The organism is Paenarthrobacter sp. NEAU-H11 (genome assembly GCF_050573415.1).
GTDB lineage: Bacteria > Actinomycetota > Actinomycetes > Actinomycetales > Micrococcaceae > Arthrobacter.
Genome location: NZ_JBNZGA010000007.1, coordinates 139,404 through 157,103, shown reverse-complemented (window position 1 = coordinate 157,103; position 17,700 = coordinate 139,404). Strand labels below are relative to the sequence as shown.

The window sequence follows — 17,700 nt, the reverse complement described above, 5'->3', positions numbered from 1 at the left end:
GGAGTAGCGCTGAAGCTTCGAACCCGCAGTTACGCGTCCGCAGGGCAAACGGGCCGGACATGGACCGGATTTTGCGGCGGGAAACCCATTCATCACGGGCAGCGATGGCAACTATCGCCGCCGTCGTCGTCATGGTGCTGGCCGCGTACGGACTCCTGGAAGCTGCCGTGCACGTTATTGGCGAGCCTCCGTGGCTCATCGATCCCCAAGCGGCGGCACAGCGCATCGTTGCCCTGCCCGCAGGGATTTCCCCGCTGCTGCTGGGCGCGATCGGTGCCGTGCTGGCGATGGTTGGCCTGGTCTTCTTCCTCAACGGAGTACTGACCGGACGGCGTGCCAGGCACCTTCTGGTGCCCGGCGGACGTGCCGGGGCCGGACCGGCTGTGGTGGTGGACGATGAGGTCATCGCCTCCTCGTTGGCCCGGCGGGCCCGCCTGGCCGCCAACGTGACACCCGAGCAGGTGATGGTGGTGGTCTCCCGGCGGCAGGTTGTGGTGAATGTCCGGCCAACGTCCGGCGTGCCCGTCCGGGAGGAAAGCGTGCTCGCCGCGGTCCAGGATGAGCTCGATGAAATGGGGCTCGATCCCGCACCCGGAGTCCGCATTAACGTGGCGCCGTCCGGGGTGATCGGGGCATGAACAGCACCCCGAGCCTCCTCAACAGGATCCTGCTCGCTGTCCTGGGCCTTAAGTTGCTGGCCATAGGAGTGCTGTTGATGCTGCTGGCAGCGGTGCCGGCGGTCGGGCCGTGGTGGCACTCCTGGTCCGCGGGCCTTTGGGACACAGCCAACAGCGCCTTCAACGCCACCCGTCTCCCTGGCCGTTCGGAGAGCTGGCTGTGGATTGTGGTGGCCTTGGCCCTCCTCCTGCTGATCGGCCTCATGGTTGCCTGGATCGCGCAGCAGGGCAAGGGCCGCTCCAACCTGCTGGCTGCCGAGTACGATCCCGGCGACGTTCCCGGGGACGTCCGGATCAGCGGGGGAGTGGCTGAGCAAGCCCTCAAGCAGGCCCTCGCCGGCCGGCCGGACCTGGCCGGTTCCACTGTGGTCACCTATGACGTCAAGGGGTCCCCGGCCTTGAAAGTGCGGCTCCTGCCCCGGCAGGGCGTGGCACCGCACCTGCTCGCAGCAGAGGTGGCGGAACTGCTGGATTCCCTTGAAGCCGTGGTGGGCAGGAAGATTCCTGTCCTCATCCACATCGGCGCCGGGGCGCGGACGCGCTTCGGCAGGGCCGAGCGCGTCCGCTGAACGACTAGTTCCGGGTGAGGTAGACGGCGCAGTCCACGGGCACCTCATCCATTTGGCCCCATTCCGAGGCCGGCTCCGTGCCGCTGGACAGCTCCACGGAATAGCCCTCAGGGATGGGCGCGGAGGCAAAGCCCATGTTGGCCAGGACCAGCACATCTCCGTTGTGGAAGCCCAGCAGGCCGCTTTCCGGAGCGTGGACCTCGGCCCATTCAAGGGAACCCTTGCCCAGGTTCCGGGCGGACCGGAACGCCAGTGCAGCCCGGTACAGCTCCAGCGTGGAGCCTTCCTCGATTTCCTGCTGGTCCGCTGCGAGCGGACCGAAGCTTTCGGGCTGCGGAAGCCAGGGCGGGGCCGCTTCGCCCTGGAAGGACTGTGAGAAGCCATAACCAGGTAGTTCCGCCACCCAGGGCAGCGGGACCCGGCAGCCGTCGCGGCCGGTTTCTGCCCCCTGCGTCCGGAAAAAGGTAGGGTCCTGGCGGGCCTCCGGGGGGAGCGTGGTGTGCTCAGGGAGCCCCAGTTCCTCGCCCTGGTAAAGGTAGGCGGAACCCGGCAGCGCCAGCTCCACCAGGGTGGCCGCCCGGGCCCGGGCCAGTCCAAGGGCGGCATCCGGCTGCTCATCGTCCGCTGCGATGCCCTTGGGAAAGGTGGTGGGATCCTTGAGGCCGAACCGGGTGGAATGGCGGACGGTGTCGTGGTTGCTCAGCACCCAGGTGCACGGTGCCCCCACGGCTGCGGCGGCCTTCAAGGATGCGTCGATCGCCTCTGACATTCGTTCTGCATCCCACCCGGCCATCAGGAAGTCGAAGTTGAAGGCCTGCTGCATTTCGTCCGGCCGGACGTAAAGCGCCAGCCGTTCCGCGGGTTCCACCCAGGCTTCGGCCACCATCATCCGGTCGCTGCCGTACTCCGACAGGACGCGGTGCCAGTCACGGTAAATCGCGTGCACGCCGTCCTGGTCGAAGAAGGGCGACGGCGGATAAACGGGAGATACGGCGCGGTGGGGTTCTTCGGCATTGGTATGTGCGCCGGGCGCATCGCCTGGCAGCGACGGTTCCCTGTGCACCTCCACTTTGCCCTCAGCCGAGGTGCCTTCAACCATTGCCGCCACCCCGTCCCAGTCGGGCAGGCCGGCCTCCTTGACCATGCCGTGCGCAACGTCCACCCGGAAACCGTCCGCTCCGCGGTCCAGCCAGAAGCGGAGTACGGAGCGCATCTCCTCCTGCACTTCCTGGTTGTCCCAGTTCAGGTCCGGTTGCTTCGTGTCGAACAGGTGGAGGTACCACTCGCCCGGGGAGCCGTCCGCTTCGGTGATCCGGGTCCAGGCCGGTCCTCCGAAAATCGATTTCCAGTTGTTCGGTGCCCGGTTGCCGTCGCCGGATCCGGGTACTTCGTCCTTCCCGGGGCGAAAGATGTAACGGTCGCGTTCAGGGGATCCCGGCGGCGCAGCGAGGGCCTCCCGGAACCACGCGTGTTCGTCAGAGGTGTGGTTGGGGACCAGGTCAACGATGACCTTCATGCCCCGCCGGTGAGTTTCATGCAACATCGCATCGAAGTCCGCCAGGGACCCGAACAGGGGGTCAACCTGGCGGTAATCGGCCACGTCATAGCCGCCGTCGGCCTGCGGCGACTTGTAGAAGGGGGACAGCCAGATTGCATCCACGCCCAGCCGTTCCAGGTAGGGCAAGCGGTCCATCACCCCGCGCAAATCGCCCATGCCGTCGCCGTTGCCGTCCGCGAAAGACCGGGGGTAGATCTGGTAGACGACGGCGTCGGTCCACCATTCATGGGAAGCGTCGGAGGCAGGAACGGCCGGGTTGGACATTTGGTTCCTCTCAGATAACTTTTTGATGTAAACGCTTGCATAACCACGAGCAACCTTACTAGTGTGATGGTCACCACATCAACCTCACCTAGCAAGCGCACTGCCGACTTACTTGTCACTCAGCGAGGAGCTTCAAGCCAATGAAAACCCCTAGATTCCTACTGCCGGCTGCAACCGCCGGTGTCCTGGCCCTGTCCCTGACCGCATGCGGCGGCGGAGGCGGCGGCGGGACCACTGGCGGCGGCGGTACCGACGCCGAAAAGAACCTGGACAGCCGGGGTCCCATTACGTACGTCCAAGGCAAAGACAACAGCAATGTGGTGCGTCCCCTGATCGAAAAGTGGAATGCTGCCCACCCGGACGAGAAGGTCACGTTCAAGGAGCAGACGGACCAGGCCGACCAGCAGCATGACGACCTGGTACAGAACTTCCAGGCCAAGAACGCTGACTACGATGTGGCAAGCGTGGATGTCGTGTGGACCGCCGAGTTCGCAGCCAAGGGGTGGCTGCAGCCCCTCAAGGACAAGATGGCCGTAGAAACCAAGGGAATGCTTGAACCCACGGTCGAAGCCGGCTCGTACAAGGGCACTCTGTACGCAGCCCCGGTGTCTTCCGATGGCGGCATCCTGTACTACCGCAAGGACCTTGTGCCGGAAGCACCCAAGACGTGGGACGAGATGATGGGGATGTGCTCCATCGCAAAGCAGAACAACATGGGCTGCTACTCGGGACAGTTCAAGCAGTATGAAGGCCTCACGGTCAATGCTTCCGAGGCCATCAACTCGGCCGGCGGATCCGTCCTTAATGACCAGGGCAAGCCGAACCTGAACACCCCTGAGGCAGAAAAAGGCCTCAACAACCTGGTTGAGGCCTTCAAGAACGGGAACATCCCGGCCGAGGCCATCACCTACCAGGAAGAGGAAAGCCGCCGCGCCTTCCAGGAAGGCAAGCTGCTCTTCCTCCGCAACTGGCCCTACGTCTACAACCTGGCCACCACCGAAGGTTCCTCCAAGGTGAAGGACGTGCTGGGCATGGCTGCCCTGCCGGGCAAGGACGGCCCCGGTGCCTCCTCCCTCGGCGGCCACAGCGCAGCCATCAGCGTCTACTCGGACCACAAGGCAACTTCCCTGGACTTCGTGAAGTTCCTGATCGCGGAAGAGCAGCAGAAGTTCTTCGCCACGAAGGGTTCGCTGGCTCCGGTCTTCGGTGCACTGTATGAAGACAAGGAACTGGTTGCCAAGCTTCCGTACCTGCCGGTGCTGAAGACCTCCATCGAGAACGCTGTTCCCCGTCCGGTAACCCCGTTCTACCCGGCTGTTACGCAGGCGATCCAGGAAAACGCCTACGCTGCACTGAAGGGTGAGAAGCCGGCCAAGGACGCGCTGTCTGACATGCAGAAGTCCATCGAGTCCGCTGGCGCAGGATCGTAGTTTAGCCATGGCAACCGAATTGGGCCCGACGCCGGTAAAGCCGGCGTCGGGCGCCCCCGATGTACACCACGGTCCCAAAGGTGTAGGCGAAGACAACGCGATCCTCAGCCAGGGCAAATGGGCCTCCTGGCTGTTGGCTCCAACGATCATTGCCCTGGGCATCGTCATTGTTTACCCCATCATCAGCGCCATTGTGATGTCCTTCCAGAAGGATGCGGGGCTGGACCCGGTCACCGGGCTGTTCACGGCCGGGGGCCCTGCGGGTATCCAAAACTACGTCAACTGGCTGGGGCAGCAGTGTGCCGCCCCGAACGGTGGTACCGTCGCTTGCCCGCCGGGCACCCTTGGCGGCCAGTTCTGGACCGCCACCGGAACCACCTTCCTCTTCACGGTCATCACCGTGGCCTTTGAGACAGTGCTTGGCTTCTGGATGGCCATGATCATGGCGCGGACGTTCAAGGGCCGCGGCCTGGTCCGCGCAGCCGTCCTCGTTCCGTGGGCCATCCCCACCGCTGTCACGGCCCAGCTGTGGCTCTTCATGTTCGACTTCAACGGCATCATCAACAAGCTGTTCAACGTTTCCATCCTGTGGACAGGCAGCGAGTGGCCGGCCAAGTGGGCAGTGATCATCGCAGACACCTGGAAAACCACGCCGTTCATGGCGCTGCTGATCCTGGCCGGCCTGCAGATGATCCCGGCAGAGGTCTACGAGGCCGCAAAGGTCGATGGCGCAAGTGCCTGGCAGCGCTTCCGCCTCATCACGCTTCCGCTGGTGAAGCCCGCGCTGATGGTGGCCATCCTGTTCCGCACCCTGGATGCCCTGCGTATGTTCGACCTTCCCTACATCCTGACCGGCGGTGCCAATAACACCACCACACTGTCCATCCTGGTGATCAACCAGATCAGGCAAGGGTTCAACTCGGCAGCTGCCTTGTCCACCATTACGTTCATCATCATTTTCCTGGTCGCATTCATCTTCGTCCGCTTCCTCGGTGCGAACGTCGTGGAACAAAGCGGAGCCACCGGTAAGGGGAAGAAATGACAACCACAACTGCCTCCACGGCATTGCGGGCGCAGCAGGACAAGGGCCGCAAGGCCGCCCAGACCCGGGAAAAGTGGGCGAGCGCCCGTACGTACATCAGCGCCGTCGTGATCCTGATCTGGTGCCTTGCACCGGCTTACTGGATGGTGGTGACGGCGTTCCGCGAGGTCGGCTTCACCTACGACACAACGCCTTGGCCGACGCACGTGACGATGGACAACTTCACCACTGCGTTCGATACGTCCTTCGGCAACCAGTTCGGCCGGGCCCTTGGCAACAGCATCATTATCGGTGTGACGGTCACGGTGATCTCGCTGGTGATCGGCGTCTTCGCCGCCTATGCACTGGCACGCCTGAACTTCCGGTTCAAGTACCTCGTGCTGGGGTTCATCCTGGGCGCCTCCATGTTCCCCGGTGTTGCCCTGATCACCCCGCTGTTCCAGCTTTTCACCAACATCGGCTGGATGGGCACCTACCAGGCCCTGATCATCCCGAACATCTCCTTCGTCCTGCCGCTCACCGTCTACACACTGACCTCCTTCTTCCGCGAGATGCCGTGGGAGCTTGAGGAATCAGCCCGCGTTGACGGCTGCACGCAGGGCCAGGCGTTCCGGAAAGTGATCATGCCGCTGGCCGCCCCGGCCATCTTCACCACGGCAATCCTGGCCTTCATCTCCTCCTGGAATGAATTCCTCATCGCCAGCCAGTTGTCGAATGAGGCAACGAAGCCCGTCACGGTTGCCATCGCCAGCTTCGCCGGCGCGCAGCCCAACCAGATCCCCTACACCGCCATCATGGCCGCGGGCACCATTGTCACCATTCCTCTGGTGATCCTGGTGCTTGTCTTCCAGCGCAAGATCGTTGCCGGCCTGACGGCTGGTGCGGTCAAGTGACACGCGACGCTTCCCGCCCCCGCACCCCGGGGGCGGGGGGTGGCCGCCGGCTCCTGAGGTCCGGCGAGGATTTTGACATCATCATCGGGTTCCTCGGCTTCTGGGCACTGGTCCTTCTTGTGGTCACCGTCTGGATGGAGGTGACTGCGCAGCCCGCCCTTGGCTGGGCACTGGGCCTGCTGGCAACGCTTTTGGCGCTGTACGGAATGGTGCGGCTGCGGCGGCGCCTGCCGGAACGGAGATGATACAGCTGGATCCGCTGCCGGCGTCCACCCGGCGCGGTAACACTGCGATGCACGACTGTGTCCAAAATACGATTGGCACGGCGGTATCGCATTAAGCAGGGCGGACACCTGCAGGGAGTACATGAGGGGACACCGTGGCACGCACAACTGAAAGGTCTCAACGGGGAGGCCACAGCGGGGTCAGCATTGAAGACGTAGCGGCCGCCGCAGGAGTGTCCACCGCCACCGTGTCCCGGGCGGTCCGGGGACTGCCCCGGGTGTCCCCGGCAACACGGCAAAAGATCCTCGACGTCGCAGGAGACCTGGGCTACGTTGCCTCCTCCTCCGCGTCCGGCCTGGCCACGGGACGCACCAGGACCATCGGGGTGCTTGCCCCGTTCGTGAGCCGCTGGTTCTTTTCCAAGGCCATCGAGGGCGCGGACCGCGAACTGCACGCCCGCAACTACAACCTTTCGCTGTTCAACCTCGGTGGACACGGGAGCAACCGGGAGCGGCTTTTCAGCAAGACCATGGTCTATAAGCAGATCGATGCCCTGCTGGTGTTGTGTATGGCGCTGACCCACGAAGAGCTGGACCATCTGCAGAAGATCGACATTCCGCTGGTGGTGGTGGGTGGCCATGTCGAAGAGTGCGCCTATATCGGCATTGACGACTATGCCGCTGCATCTGCTGCCGTCCGCCACCTGATCGACCTGGGCCACCGGGATATTGCCCTGCTGCACGGGGACGACGAGACAGACCTGAACTTTGATGTTCCCCGGGTCCGTATCCTTGCGTTCAAGGACGTCATGACGGCCGCCGGCCTCCCCACCCGCCGCGAGTGGGATGAATGGGGTGACTTCACGGTCCGCAGCGGCCAGGAAGCCTTGCGCCGGCTCTGGTCCAAGCCGGGGAAAAAGCCGACTGCCATCTTCTGCGCCTCGGACGAGATGGCCATGGGCGTTATTTTTGAAGCGGCCCGCATTGGCGTGCGGGTCCCGGAGGAACTCTCCGTGGTGGGCATCGATAACCACGATTTTGCCGACGCCATGGGACTGACCACTGTTGGCCAGCGGCCCGATGAGCAGGCAGAGCTAGCCACCAAGATGCTGCTGGACGAACTGGACGGGCAGATCGGCTCCGTGCGGTCCGCCGTCGCGCCCCATGAACTGATTGTCCGAAGGACCACGGCGCCGCCCCAGTCCTGAACGACTGGCCTGCGCGGATGGCGTCAGGAAGCGCGCGCCAGCTGGCGGATGGGGATCCAGCGGGACGCCAGGCGCCGGTAGGCTGCAGCGGCGCCGGTCATGTCCCCCTCGGCGAGGCACTCAATGCCCAGCCGGATATCCATGGGCGAATCGTCCGGGTACACCTTGTCGGCAACAGCCCCATAGTCAAGCTCCACCATCGAATTGACGTGGAACAGTTCCAGCCATTCGGTGAGCTGGGCGAGGTCGTCCAGCATGTCCAGGTCCGGTGCGGCCAGGGCAAGGTTCGCCACGGCGTAGCGTGCCCGCTCCAAGGCGTCGGTAATGGGCGCCCACACCCGGACGGTGACGATCCGGCCGCCGGCCTCCACCACGTCCTTGTGGTCCGATTCCATGAACAGGGAGAACCAGCTGAAGGGGATCCCCCAAGTGGATGCACGGGTGTGCACCCGGACGGATCCGTCGCGGGCTTTGACCTGGTCTATCCGTTCCTGATGCTTGTCCCGCTGCTCCTCGGGGATCAGCAGTTCGGCCAGCGGACCGTGGATGCCCTGCATCAGGGCGTTGGCCGCCAGGCCGGCCCGGAGCACCAACTGGCTGGGGCAGTACAGCAGCACCGGCTCCGCGTCAGCATTGTCGTCGTCGGATGTTTCGCCGGGGGTTCCCGCGGATGATGCCGGGGCAGTGGTGACACGGACCAGGTCCGTGCGTCCCGTGGGGAAGGGGTCGCCGCCGGAGCGCGTGATGCGTCCCAGCGAGGCCAGGAGTTCCGCATTTTCGACGGCGGCGCGGGAGGCCGAGCGCGCGCCCTCCGCCTGGATTGCCTGGCGCTGCTCCTCGGGGAAGGCTTCCAGCGGCTCGTAGACACGCAGGGTGGACGAGAATGGCAGGCCGGCCTGGCCCCGGTAGAGGTTTCCGGTCATCTCGGCCTCCCAACGTGGGTCCAGGATGCTGACATCAGTCCGCCAGTTCCACCAGCACGGGGGCGTGGTCCGAGGCGCCCTTGCCCTTGCGCTCCTCGCGGTCGATCGCAGCGCCGGTCACGCGCGCCGCCAGGGCCGGGCTGGCCAGCACGAAGTCGATCCGCATGCCCTCCTTTTTGGGAAAGCGCAGCTGGGTGTAGTCCCAGTACGTGTATACGCCCGGGCCCGGGGTGTAGGGGCGCACTACGTCGGTGAAGCCTGCCGACTCGAAGGCGTGGAAGGCGGCTCGCTCGGGCGGGCTGACGTGGGTGTACCGGTTGTTGACGAAGAGGTCGATGTCCCAGACGTCCTCGTCGAACGGGGCGATGTTCCAATCGCCCATCAGGGCCACCTGGGCTTCGGGGTTCTGCGTGACCAGTTCCTGGGCGTGCGTCTTCAGGCTCTCCAGCCACTTGAGCTTGTACGGCATGTGTTCGTCGTCCAGGGAACGGCCATTGGGGACGTAGAGGCTCCAGATGCGGATACCGGCGCAGGTGGCGGCCATGGCCCGGGCCTCCTGCACGGGGTCCTTGCCGGCCTTGCCGAACGAGGGCTGGTCCAGGAAGGTGCGCTCCACGTCGTCCAGCCCCACGCGGGAAGCGATGGCCACCCCGTTCCACTGGTTGACGCCGAAATGGGCAACCTCGTAGCCCATCCGCTCAAAGAGTTCCCACGGAAAGTTTTCATCCTTGCACTTGGTCTCCTGGATGGCCAGGACATCGCAGTCGCTGCGCTGAAGCCAGGCTTCGACGCGGTCGGCGCGGGCACGGAGGGAGTTCACGTTCCAGGTAGCAATCTTCACAGTTCCTAACCTACCTTGAGCGCCGGAGATGCGGACCGGGGCAGGGCTCCGAAACGGGGCACAACGGCGCGGACACGCCCGCGCGGTGGGTCCAATCCGCCGGAATCGGGCACCACTGTGCCGCACGACGGCGCAGACCGCCACACTGCCACGGGGCCAGGGCAGCGCGTATGGAAATTAGTAGGAAGTCCGAGTATATTCGCAAACAGGAATGACCTGGATCACATGCGAAGGAGCCTGCAGTCATGGTCCGCGAACTCTCCCATTTTGTCGGCGGCCACCATGCTGCCGGCCTGTCAGGCCGATTTGGCGACGTCTTTGATCCATGCACCGGCGAGGTCCAGGCCCGGGTGCCGCTCGCCGGCCGGGACGAGGTGCAGAACGCAGTAGCTGTCGCGGAAAAGGCGCAGGTGGAGTGGGCGGCCATGAACCCGCAGCGGCGCGGCAGGATCATGCTGCGGTTCGTGGACCTGGTCAACCAGGACATCGATGGGCTCGCCCGGCTGCTCTCCTCCGAACATGGGAAGACCCTCGCCGATTCGAAAGGCGACATCCAGCGCGGCCTGGAAGTGGTGGAGTTCGCTGCCGGCGCGCCGCACTTGCTCAAGGGCGAGTTCTCCACCGATGCGGGCCCGGGGATTGACATCCACTCACTGCGCCAGCCCCTTGGCGTGGTGGCGGGCATCACGCCGTTCAACTTTCCCGCGATGATTCCGCTGTGGAAGTCCGGCCCCGCCCTGGCGGCCGGCAACGCCTTCATCCTGAAACCTTCCGAACGCGATCCCTCCGTGCCCCTCCGCCTGGCCGAGCTGTACGCCGAGGCGGGCGTTCCGGACGGGGTGTTCAATGTGGTGAACGGAGACAAGGAAGCAGTGGACGCCCTGCTCGAGGATCCCCGGGTAAAAGCCGTGGGGTTCGTGGGCTCCACCCCCGTGGCCCAGTACATCTACGCCACGGCTGCGGCCCACGGCAAGCGGGCGCAGTGCTTTGGCGGTGCCAAGAACCACATGGTGGTCATGCCTGATGCGGACCTGGACCAGGCGGCCGACGCCCTCATCGGAGCGGGATACGGCTCAGCCGGCGAGCGCTGCATGGCTGTTTCGGTGGCCGTGCCGGTAGGGGAGGAGACGGCCAACCGGTTGGTGGCCAGGCTCCAGGAACGGATCAAGGCGCTCAGGGTGGGCCCAAGCCTGGACGAGGACACGGACTTTGGCCCGGTGGTCACGGCTGCCGCCAAGGAGCGCATCGAGGGCTACATCCAGGCAGGGGTGGATGAAGGCGCCACGCTGCTGGCCGACGGCCGGGGCTTCAGCGTGCAGGGACATGAAGGCGGCTTCTGGATAGGGCCCACCCTTTTCGACCACGTCAGCAAGGACATGGCGATCTACCGCAATGAGATCTTCGGTCCCGTCCTCAGCGTTGTCAGGGCGGCTGATTATGATGAAGCCCTGCGGCTGTGCACTGACAACGAGTTCGGCAACGGCGTCGCGATTTTCACCCGCGACGGTGACGCCGCCAGGGATTTCGCCACCCGGGTGGACGTGGGCATGGTGGGCGTCAATGTGCCCATCCCCGTGCCCATCGCGTATTACACGTTCGGTGGCTGGAAGGCGTCAGGATTCGGCGACCTCAACCAACACGGCGCGGACGCGTTCCGCTTCTACACCAAGACCAAGACGGTGACCACGCGGTGGCCGTCAGGAATACGCAACGGAGCCAGCTTCGTGATGCCGGAAGGAAGCTGATGGCGGCCAGCATGGCAAACAGCGCAGCAGACGGTGCCGGGAGCCCCTCCGGAGCTGCAGGCAGCAACGCCGAGGTGCTGTTCGAGCGCCGCGGCCGGCTGGGGGTGGTGACCCTCAACCGGCCCAAGGCGGTGAATGCGCTTACGGCGGGGATGGTTGGCGCGCTTTTGGAGCAGCTCACCCTGTGGGCGGACGACGACGGCGTTGCCACGGTCCTGGTGCAGGGCGCCGGCAGCCGTGGCCTCTGTGCCGGCGGCGACATCGTGGCAATCTACGAAGACATGCTGGCGGGCGGTGGCAGGACGGCGCATTTCTGGGAGACGGAGTATCAGGTCAATTCCCTCATTGCCCGGTATCCCAAGCCCTATGTGGCATTGATGGACGGGCTGGTGTTGGGCGGGGGCGTTGGAATTTCCGCGCACGGGTCCGTCCGGGTGGTTACCGAGCGCACCCGGACGGGGATGCCGGAAACAACCATCGGCTTTGCCCCCGACGTGGGCGGGACCTTCCTCCTGTCCCGCGCCCCCGGGGAAGCCGGAACCCATGCCGCCCTGACGGGCGCGCATCTGACCGCAGCGGACGCCCTGTTCCTTGGCCTGGCCAGCCACTTTGTCCCGTCCGAAAGGCTGCCTGCCCTGGTGGCGGCGCTGGAGGACGAGACGGCGGACGCCGCCGTCGGGCGTTACCGGGTGGAAGCCCCGCCCTCCGTGCTGGAGGGGCAGCGGGACTGGATCGACAGCTGCTATGCCTCGGACGACGCCGAGGACATTGTGCGGCGCCTGCGCGGCTACCAAGGGGGCAAGAGCGCCGAAGCCCTGCAGGCCGCCGATACCATCGAGGCGAAGTCGCCCACGTCGGTCAAGGTCACGCTGGCCTCCCTGCGCAGGATCAGGGGCCGGACACTGGATGAGGCCCTGGCCCAGGAATACCGCGTGGGCCTCCGGTTCCTGTCTGCGCCGGACTTCCGGGAGGGCATCCGGGCGCAGGTGGTGGACAAGGACCGGAACCCCCGCTGGAAGCCGCCCACCCTGGCCGAGGTGGAACCGGGCCTGGTGGACCGCTTTTTTGAGCCGCTGGGCAGCAGGGAATTGGACCTCAACAGCGTGGACCTGCAAGCTAAAGGAGCCTGACCATGCCTGAAAAGTACACTGTGGCGTTCCTGGGCCTCGGCCATATGGGCGGGCCCATGGCCGTGAACCTGGTGAAGGCCGGCTACCCCGTGACCGGCTTCGACGTGGTGCCGGCAGCCCTTGAAGCCGCCCAGGCCGCCGGCGTCCCCACTGCGGCGAGCGCGGAGGAAGCAGTATCCGGCGCGGATGTGGTCCTCACGATGTTCCCCAGCGGCCGGCATGTATTGGATGCCTACCGCGGCAACGCCGGAGAACGGGGGCTGCTGGCGGCGGCGAAGCCCGGAACCATGTTCCTGGACTGCTCCACCATCAACGTCAACGAGGCCCGCGAAGCGGCAGCCCTCGCTGTGGGCGCCGGCCACCGGTCAGTGGACGCTCCGGTCTCGGGCGGCGTGGTGGGCGCGGAAGCCGGTACCCTGACCTTCATGGTCGGCGGGGAGGACGAGGACGTCGAGCACGTCCGTCCGCTGCTCGACGTCATGGGCAAGCGCGCGGTGCACTGCGGGGGGCACGGCGCGGGCCAGGCTGCCAAGATCTGCAACAACCTGATCCTCGGTGTTTCCATGATCGCCGTCAGCGAAGCTTTCGTCCTGGGGGAGAAGCTGGGCCTGAGCCACCAGGCGCTGTTTGATGTGGCGTCTGCAGCGTCCGGGCAGTGCTGGGCGCTCACCACCAACTGCCCGGTCCCCGGCCCCGTTCCCACGAGCCCTGCCAACCGCGACTACCAGCCCGGTTTTGCCGGAGCCCTCATGGCAAAGGACCTCAACCTCGCCCTCAACGCGCTCAAAAGCACCGGGGTGGCGGCGCGGATGGGCCCGCTTGCAGCAGAAATCTACGATACGTTTGCCGCGGGGGAGGGCGCCGGCAGGGACTTCTCGGGCATCATCACGGACATCCGCAACATGTCCGGGCGCCCGGACGGCGCGGAACCAGACAACTCAAGAACCAGTGCACTGCAGGACGCGTCAGGCGGTGCACCACCAAGCGCAGCACGCAGTGCCGCGCAGGACGACGGGAGCCCGGAGTGACGGAATACACGAACATCCTCGTGGAACAGCGGGGCCGGGTAGGGCTGGTGACGCTGAACCGGCCGCACGCGCTTAATGCCCTCAACAAGGACACCATGGAGGAACTCGTGTCCGCCGTGAGGATCATGGACGCAGATCCGGGCGTGGGAGCCGTGGTCATCACGGGTTCCGGCAAGGCCTTTGCTGCCGGGGCGGACATCAAGGAGATGGCGGACCAAAGCTACATCGATATGTATGCAGCCGACTGGTTCCGCGGCTGGGAGGATTTCACCAGGCTCCGCATTCCCACCATTGCCGCGGTCTCTGGATTCGCACTGGGGGGCGGATGCGAGCTGGCCATGATGTGCGACCTCATCATCGCCGGGGACAACGCCAAGTTCGGCCAGCCGGAGATCAACCTGGGCGTCCTGCCGGGCATGGGCGGTTCGCAGCGGCTGACCCGTGCGGTGGGCAAGGCCAAGGCAATGGACCTGATCCTTACGGGACGGTTCATTGGAGCGGAGGAGGCGGACCGCTGCGGCCTGGTGTCCCGGGTGGTGCCTGCCGAGGATGTCGTGGAGGAGGCCCTCAAGGCCGCTGATGTGATCGCGTCAAAGTCCAAGCCCGCGGCCATGGTGGCGAAGGAAGCCGTGAACGCCGCCTTCGAAACCGGGCTGGCCCAGGGTGTCCTGTTCGAGCGCAGGCTGTTCCACTCCCTCTTCGCCACAGAGGACCAGAAGGAAGGCATGGCGGCATTCAGCGAGAAGCGCCAGCCGGAGTTCAGGCACCGGTAAGGATAGGTCCCAGCCTGTTCACAGGTGCGTAAGGTAAACAAGGCAGGGCAACCTTGAACCGGATGGGGGAGTGGCATGTGGGCATTGGCGGGGGATGCAGGCGGCTCGACGGATAACCTCACCGGCCTGGTAGGCGTCGCCGCCCGCGCCATAGAGCAGCTTGGCGAGTGGGGCGTAGGTGCTTTTACCCTCGCCGAAACTGTGGTGCCGCCCATCCCCAGTGAGGTGATCCTGCCTCTGGCCGGCTACCTTGCCAAGCAGGGGTCCCTGAACCTGGTAATGGTGTTCGTGGCAAGCACGCTTGGGGCCTACCTCGGTGCCTTGTTCCTCTATTGGCTTGGCGCCAGGCTGGGCCTGGAGCGCTCCATCCGGGGGTTGTCCAGGCTTCCGTTGGTGGACCGGGAGGATTTTGAACACGCGGCAGGCTGGTTCCGCCGCCACGGCAGGTCATCGATCTTTTTCGGCAGGCTGCTCCCCGGCATCCGCAGCCTGATCTCGCTCCCGGCAGGGGCATCGCGCATGCCCATGGGCACCTTCAGCCTGTTCACCCTGGCCGGCAGCGGTCTGTGGAACGGGGCACTGATTGGCCTGGGGTACCTCCTGGGCACCCAGTACCAGCTCATCGAGCAGTACTCCAAGTTCCTGAACTACGCGGTCTACGCTGCCCTGGCGATTGCCGTGGCCGCCCTCGTGGTCCGGCGGTTCAAGCGGGAAAAGTATCGACGCTGACCAGAATTTCCCCTAGACCCGCATGATCCTCAATCCTCAAAATCGCCGGCGTTCCGGCGGAAGGCCCGGAGGATCCGGATCAAGTGCTCCACGTCGCCGGGATCAAAGCCGGGGGCGCTGAACACCTCGGCGTTGAGGGCCGCCGTCGAACGCTTGGCCAGGGTGCGCCCCTCGGTGGTGAGTTCGATCAGCGTGGTCCGGCCGTCCGTGGGGTGCGGGAAGCGGGCCACCAGGCCGGCGCGTTCCAGCCTGTCCACTGCATTCGTGATGGACGTGGGATGGACCTGCAACAGGGCGCTCGCCTTGTTCATGGGAAGCGAACCCTTCCTGGCGAAGCTCAGCAGCGCCAGGAGTTCATAGCGGGCAAACGTGAGGCCGAACGGTTTGAGGATGGACTCGATCCTGGCCAGCAGGATCTGCTGGGTGCGCATGATGGCCGTTATGGCCGCCATCGGAGCGGCCACATCCCCCCAGCCGTGTTCTTCCCAGTTTCGCTGGGCTTCGGCAATGGGATCGCGGGAGAGCGGGGCAGGCATGGAACACCTTTCCTCGGGGTGATGCGGCTCACTTTTTCCTGGCCTTGTGAATATACTAGGACATCCAACGGTTACGTGAGCGGAGGGGACTTATGCCAGTGCAGCCGCAAGGTCCCGCCGACGCACTGCCCTTTCCTGACGCGGACCTGATGTACGTGGCGGATCTCCTGCCGCACCACGAACGCGAGAGGTTCCTCAGCGTCCGCGAATTCCTGCAGGCACGGGTGCGCCAACAGTCCATCCAGTATTGGAACCGGGAAGAGTTCCCCTTCGGCCTGCTGGCGGAACTGGGCAGGCATGGCCTTGGCGCGCTTCAGGTGGACGGCAGTTCGGTTCTTTTCAAGGGCCTCATGTACGTGGAAATGGCCCGGGCGGATGTGTCCCTCTCGGCGCTGGCCGGGATCCACAACGAACTGATCGTGGGCACCCTCAACGAGTTGGGCTCCCAGGAGCAGAAGCACCGCTGGCTGCCGGGACTGGAAGCCTTTACCAGCCTGGGGGCCTTTGCCCTGACGGAACCTGGCCATGGTTCCGACATCTCCGGAGGGCTGGAGACGTCCGCCAGGCTGGACGGCGATGGATGGATCCTGAACGGCGCCAAGCGCTGGATCGGTGCAGGAACCATCGCCGACTTTGCCCTGGTGTGGGCCCGGGACATGGCAGACCAGCAGGTCAAGGCCTTCATTGTGGAGACGGACCGGCCTGGCTATGCAGCCACCAAGATCTGCAACAAGATAGGCCTGCGGATCATGCAGAACGCAGACATCACCCTGCGCGACGTCCGCATCCCGGCTTCCAACCTGCTGCCCGGGGCCACCGACTTCGCCAAGGCGAACGACCTGCTCCGGGACTCCCGCGCCTGGGTGGGCTGGCAGGCCGCCGGCATCCAGCTTGCCGCGTTCGACGTTGCGCGGGCCTACTCGCTGAGCCGCCGGCAGTTCGGCCGGGAACTGGCGCGGTTCCAGCTGGTCCAGCAACAGCTCGCTGACATCCTGGGCAATGCCACCGCCTCGCTGGCACTCATGGTGCAGTTGGCCCGCGTCCAGGAGGAGGGGAAGCTGGAGATGGCGCAGGCCGCCATGGCGAAGGCCACCACCACCAGGCTTGCCCGGGCATCGGTGGCCATGGGACGGTCCTTGCTGGGCGGCAACGGAATCAGTGCCGACTATGAGATGGGCAAGCTCTTCGGTGACGCTGAAATCCTCTACACCTACGAGGGCAGCTACGAGATCAATTCCCTCATTGTGGGGCGTGCCGTCACCGGGAAGTCGGCCTTCGTCTAGCGGGGCCCTCCTGTTGGCGGGGCCGGGTCCTGGAGGTTCCTGTCGGCGTACACCAGCAGTGCGTCACGAACAAACGCCGCCCCTTCTTCACCCCCGTAATTGGCGGCGAACCTGGCATCGGCCACGTACATTTCCGCCAGTCCGCTCACGTACCCCTTGAGGTCCCCGCCTTGCCCGGCTGCGGGTGTCCCGGGAATGGCTGACAGCCATTCGACCTGCCGCGGGGCCAAGTCCTGGGCCTCAGCGCCATCCGGGGCGGCCCCTGAACCAGCCGCGGCGATCCAGTCCCTGCCGAGCTTTTCAGCAGCGGACTTCCACTCCTGTTTCCCTGCTGCATCCATGCCCCGCCACCAGGCATCGCTCTTTGCGTAGGCATCCTTGCCCCAGCGCTCCTCCACCTCGTCCTTGTACTGTGTGTGGTCAAAGCCGTCGAACATCTTTTCCGCCACCATCCCGCCTCCTCTTTTCATTGTTTCGATTGTTTGCCGGACGGACGCCATCTGCCGCGAAAGCCGATCCTGTTCCTGGCCCAGCCACTCCAGGTGGTGGCTGAGCGCTTCGACCGCGTCTGTCTGCCGGCGGAAGACTTCGGCAATGGCCGGCAGGCCCAGCCCAAGCTCCCGCAGGAGGAGGATCCGCTGCAGTTGCAGGAGGGCGGCGGCGTCGTAGTACCGGTAGCCGTTGCTGCCCACGCGGCTGGGCTTCAGCAGCCCAATGTCGCCGTAATGGCGCAGCGTACGGCTGGTGGTTCCGGCCATCCTGGCGATGTCCTGGATGGCCCAGTCCGGGCCGGCCTTACCTTCCGCTGCATCCATGCTTCGAGCGTAGGGGTTGACGCTGCGTCAAG

The 17,700-nt window shown here is 65.2% G+C and carries 18 protein-coding genes; 13 read left to right on the top strand and 5 right to left on the bottom strand.

The window, feature by feature from the left end:
• Positions 1–59: 59 nt before the first annotated feature.
• Both ACQ3DC_RS11150 and ACQ3DC_RS11145 read left to right on the top strand, forming a co-directional pair.
• Positions 60–638 carry a hypothetical protein gene (locus ACQ3DC_RS11150; RefSeq protein WP_430752237.1) on the top strand — a complete coding sequence of 193 codons (579 nt, stop codon included), beginning with the start codon at positions 60–62 and terminating at the stop codon, positions 636–638.
• Positions 635–1,246 carry a hypothetical protein gene (locus ACQ3DC_RS11145; RefSeq protein WP_323057753.1) on the top strand — a complete coding sequence of 204 codons (612 nt, stop codon included), beginning with the start codon at positions 635–637 and terminating at the stop codon, positions 1,244–1,246. Before ACQ3DC_RS11150 ends, ACQ3DC_RS11145 begins: the two co-directional genes overlap by 4 nt.
• Before the next feature lie 4 nt (positions 1,247–1,250).
• On the opposite strand, the gene ACQ3DC_RS11140 is transcribed toward ACQ3DC_RS11145, so the two are convergent.
• Positions 1,251–3,068: a glycoside hydrolase family 13 protein gene (locus ACQ3DC_RS11140; protein ID WP_323057752.1), complete on the bottom strand. Its 1,818-nt coding sequence runs from the start codon at positions 3,066–3,068 to the stop codon at positions 1,251–1,253.
• A gap of 140 nt (positions 3,069–3,208) precedes the next feature.
• Here ACQ3DC_RS11140 and ACQ3DC_RS11135 point away from each other — a divergent pair, with 140 nt between their 5' ends.
• The 5 genes from ACQ3DC_RS11135 to ACQ3DC_RS11115 all read left to right on the top strand — a co-directional run bounded on the left by ACQ3DC_RS11135 (position 3,209) and on the right by ACQ3DC_RS11115 (position 7,865).
• Positions 3,209–4,498, top strand: a complete 1,290-nt coding sequence (locus ACQ3DC_RS11135; protein WP_157239421.1) for an ABC transporter substrate-binding protein — start codon at positions 3,209–3,211, stop codon at positions 4,496–4,498.
• A 7-nt stretch (positions 4,499–4,505) separates the two neighbouring features.
• On the top strand, positions 4,506–5,540 hold the full coding sequence (locus ACQ3DC_RS11130; RefSeq protein WP_157239420.1) for a carbohydrate ABC transporter permease: 1,035 nt from the start codon (positions 4,506–4,508) through the stop codon (positions 5,538–5,540).
• Positions 5,537–6,433, top strand: a complete 897-nt coding sequence (locus ACQ3DC_RS11125; protein WP_157239419.1) for a carbohydrate ABC transporter permease — start codon at positions 5,537–5,539, stop codon at positions 6,431–6,433. The genes ACQ3DC_RS11130 and ACQ3DC_RS11125 overlap by 4 nt, the downstream gene beginning before the upstream one ends.
• On the top strand, positions 6,430–6,678 hold the full coding sequence (locus ACQ3DC_RS11120) for a hypothetical protein (RefSeq protein ID WP_321215214.1): 249 nt from the start codon (positions 6,430–6,432) through the stop codon (positions 6,676–6,678). Before ACQ3DC_RS11125 ends, ACQ3DC_RS11120 begins: the two co-directional genes overlap by 4 nt.
• Before the next feature lie 134 nt (positions 6,679–6,812).
• The gene (locus tag ACQ3DC_RS11115) at positions 6,813–7,865 is read left to right on the top strand and encodes a LacI family DNA-binding transcriptional regulator (RefSeq protein ID WP_321215215.1); all 1,053 of its coding nucleotides are present in this window, start codon (positions 6,813–6,815) and stop codon (positions 7,863–7,865) included.
• 23 nt (positions 7,866–7,888) lie between these two features.
• Here ACQ3DC_RS11115 and ACQ3DC_RS11110 read toward each other — a convergent pair whose 3' ends face one another.
• Positions 7,889–8,788: a hypothetical protein gene (locus ACQ3DC_RS11110; protein ID WP_321215216.1), complete on the bottom strand. Its 900-nt coding sequence runs from the start codon at positions 8,786–8,788 to the stop codon at positions 7,889–7,891.
• A 34-nt stretch (positions 8,789–8,822) separates the two neighbouring features.
• A complete protein-coding gene (locus ACQ3DC_RS11105; protein ID WP_421093024.1) occupies positions 8,823–9,629 on the bottom strand; it encodes an exodeoxyribonuclease III in 807 nt (268 codons plus the stop codon).
• A 245-nt stretch (positions 9,630–9,874) separates the two neighbouring features.
• Here ACQ3DC_RS11105 and ACQ3DC_RS11100 point away from each other — a divergent pair, with 245 nt between their 5' ends.
• The 5 genes from ACQ3DC_RS11100 (at position 9,875) to ACQ3DC_RS11080 (ending at position 15,034) form a co-directional block, all read left to right on the top strand.
• Positions 9,875–11,374, top strand: coding sequence for a CoA-acylating methylmalonate-semialdehyde dehydrogenase (locus ACQ3DC_RS11100; RefSeq protein ID WP_430752236.1), 1,500 nt, complete (start codon positions 9,875–9,877; stop codon positions 11,372–11,374).
• An 11-nt stretch (positions 11,375–11,385) separates the two neighbouring features.
• Positions 11,386–12,504, top strand: a complete 1,119-nt coding sequence (locus tag ACQ3DC_RS11095) for an enoyl-CoA hydratase/isomerase family protein (protein WP_430752235.1) — start codon at positions 11,386–11,388, stop codon at positions 12,502–12,504.
• A 2-nt stretch (positions 12,505–12,506) separates the two neighbouring features.
• Positions 12,507–13,532, top strand: a complete 1,026-nt coding sequence (gene mmsB / locus ACQ3DC_RS11090; RefSeq protein ID WP_430752234.1) for a 3-hydroxyisobutyrate dehydrogenase — start codon at positions 12,507–12,509, stop codon at positions 13,530–13,532.
• Positions 13,529–14,305 carry an enoyl-CoA hydratase gene (locus ACQ3DC_RS11085; protein WP_321215221.1) on the top strand — a complete coding sequence of 259 codons (777 nt, stop codon included), beginning with the start codon at positions 13,529–13,531 and terminating at the stop codon, positions 14,303–14,305. Before mmsB ends, ACQ3DC_RS11085 begins: the two co-directional genes overlap by 4 nt.
• Before the next feature lie 75 nt (positions 14,306–14,380).
• Positions 14,381–15,034, top strand: coding sequence for a DedA family protein (locus tag ACQ3DC_RS11080; RefSeq protein WP_323057747.1), 654 nt, complete (start codon positions 14,381–14,383; stop codon positions 15,032–15,034).
• Between the two features lie 29 nt (positions 15,035–15,063).
• Here ACQ3DC_RS11080 and ACQ3DC_RS11075 read toward each other — a convergent pair whose 3' ends face one another.
• A complete protein-coding gene (locus tag ACQ3DC_RS11075) occupies positions 15,064–15,570 on the bottom strand; it encodes a MarR family winged helix-turn-helix transcriptional regulator (protein WP_321215222.1) in 507 nt (168 codons plus the stop codon).
• A gap of 92 nt (positions 15,571–15,662) precedes the next feature.
• Between ACQ3DC_RS11075 and ACQ3DC_RS11070 the strand changes: the two genes are divergently transcribed.
• A complete protein-coding gene (locus tag ACQ3DC_RS11070) occupies positions 15,663–16,853 on the top strand; it encodes an acyl-CoA dehydrogenase family protein (RefSeq protein WP_430752233.1) in 1,191 nt (396 codons plus the stop codon).
• Here ACQ3DC_RS11070 and ACQ3DC_RS11065 read toward each other — a convergent pair.
• Positions 16,850–17,668: a MerR family transcriptional regulator gene (locus ACQ3DC_RS11065; RefSeq protein WP_430752232.1), complete on the bottom strand. Its 819-nt coding sequence runs from the start codon at positions 17,666–17,668 to the stop codon at positions 16,850–16,852. The two genes, ACQ3DC_RS11070 and ACQ3DC_RS11065, sit on opposite strands and share 4 nt — an antisense overlap.
• Between the last annotated feature and the right edge of the window lie 32 nt (positions 17,669–17,700).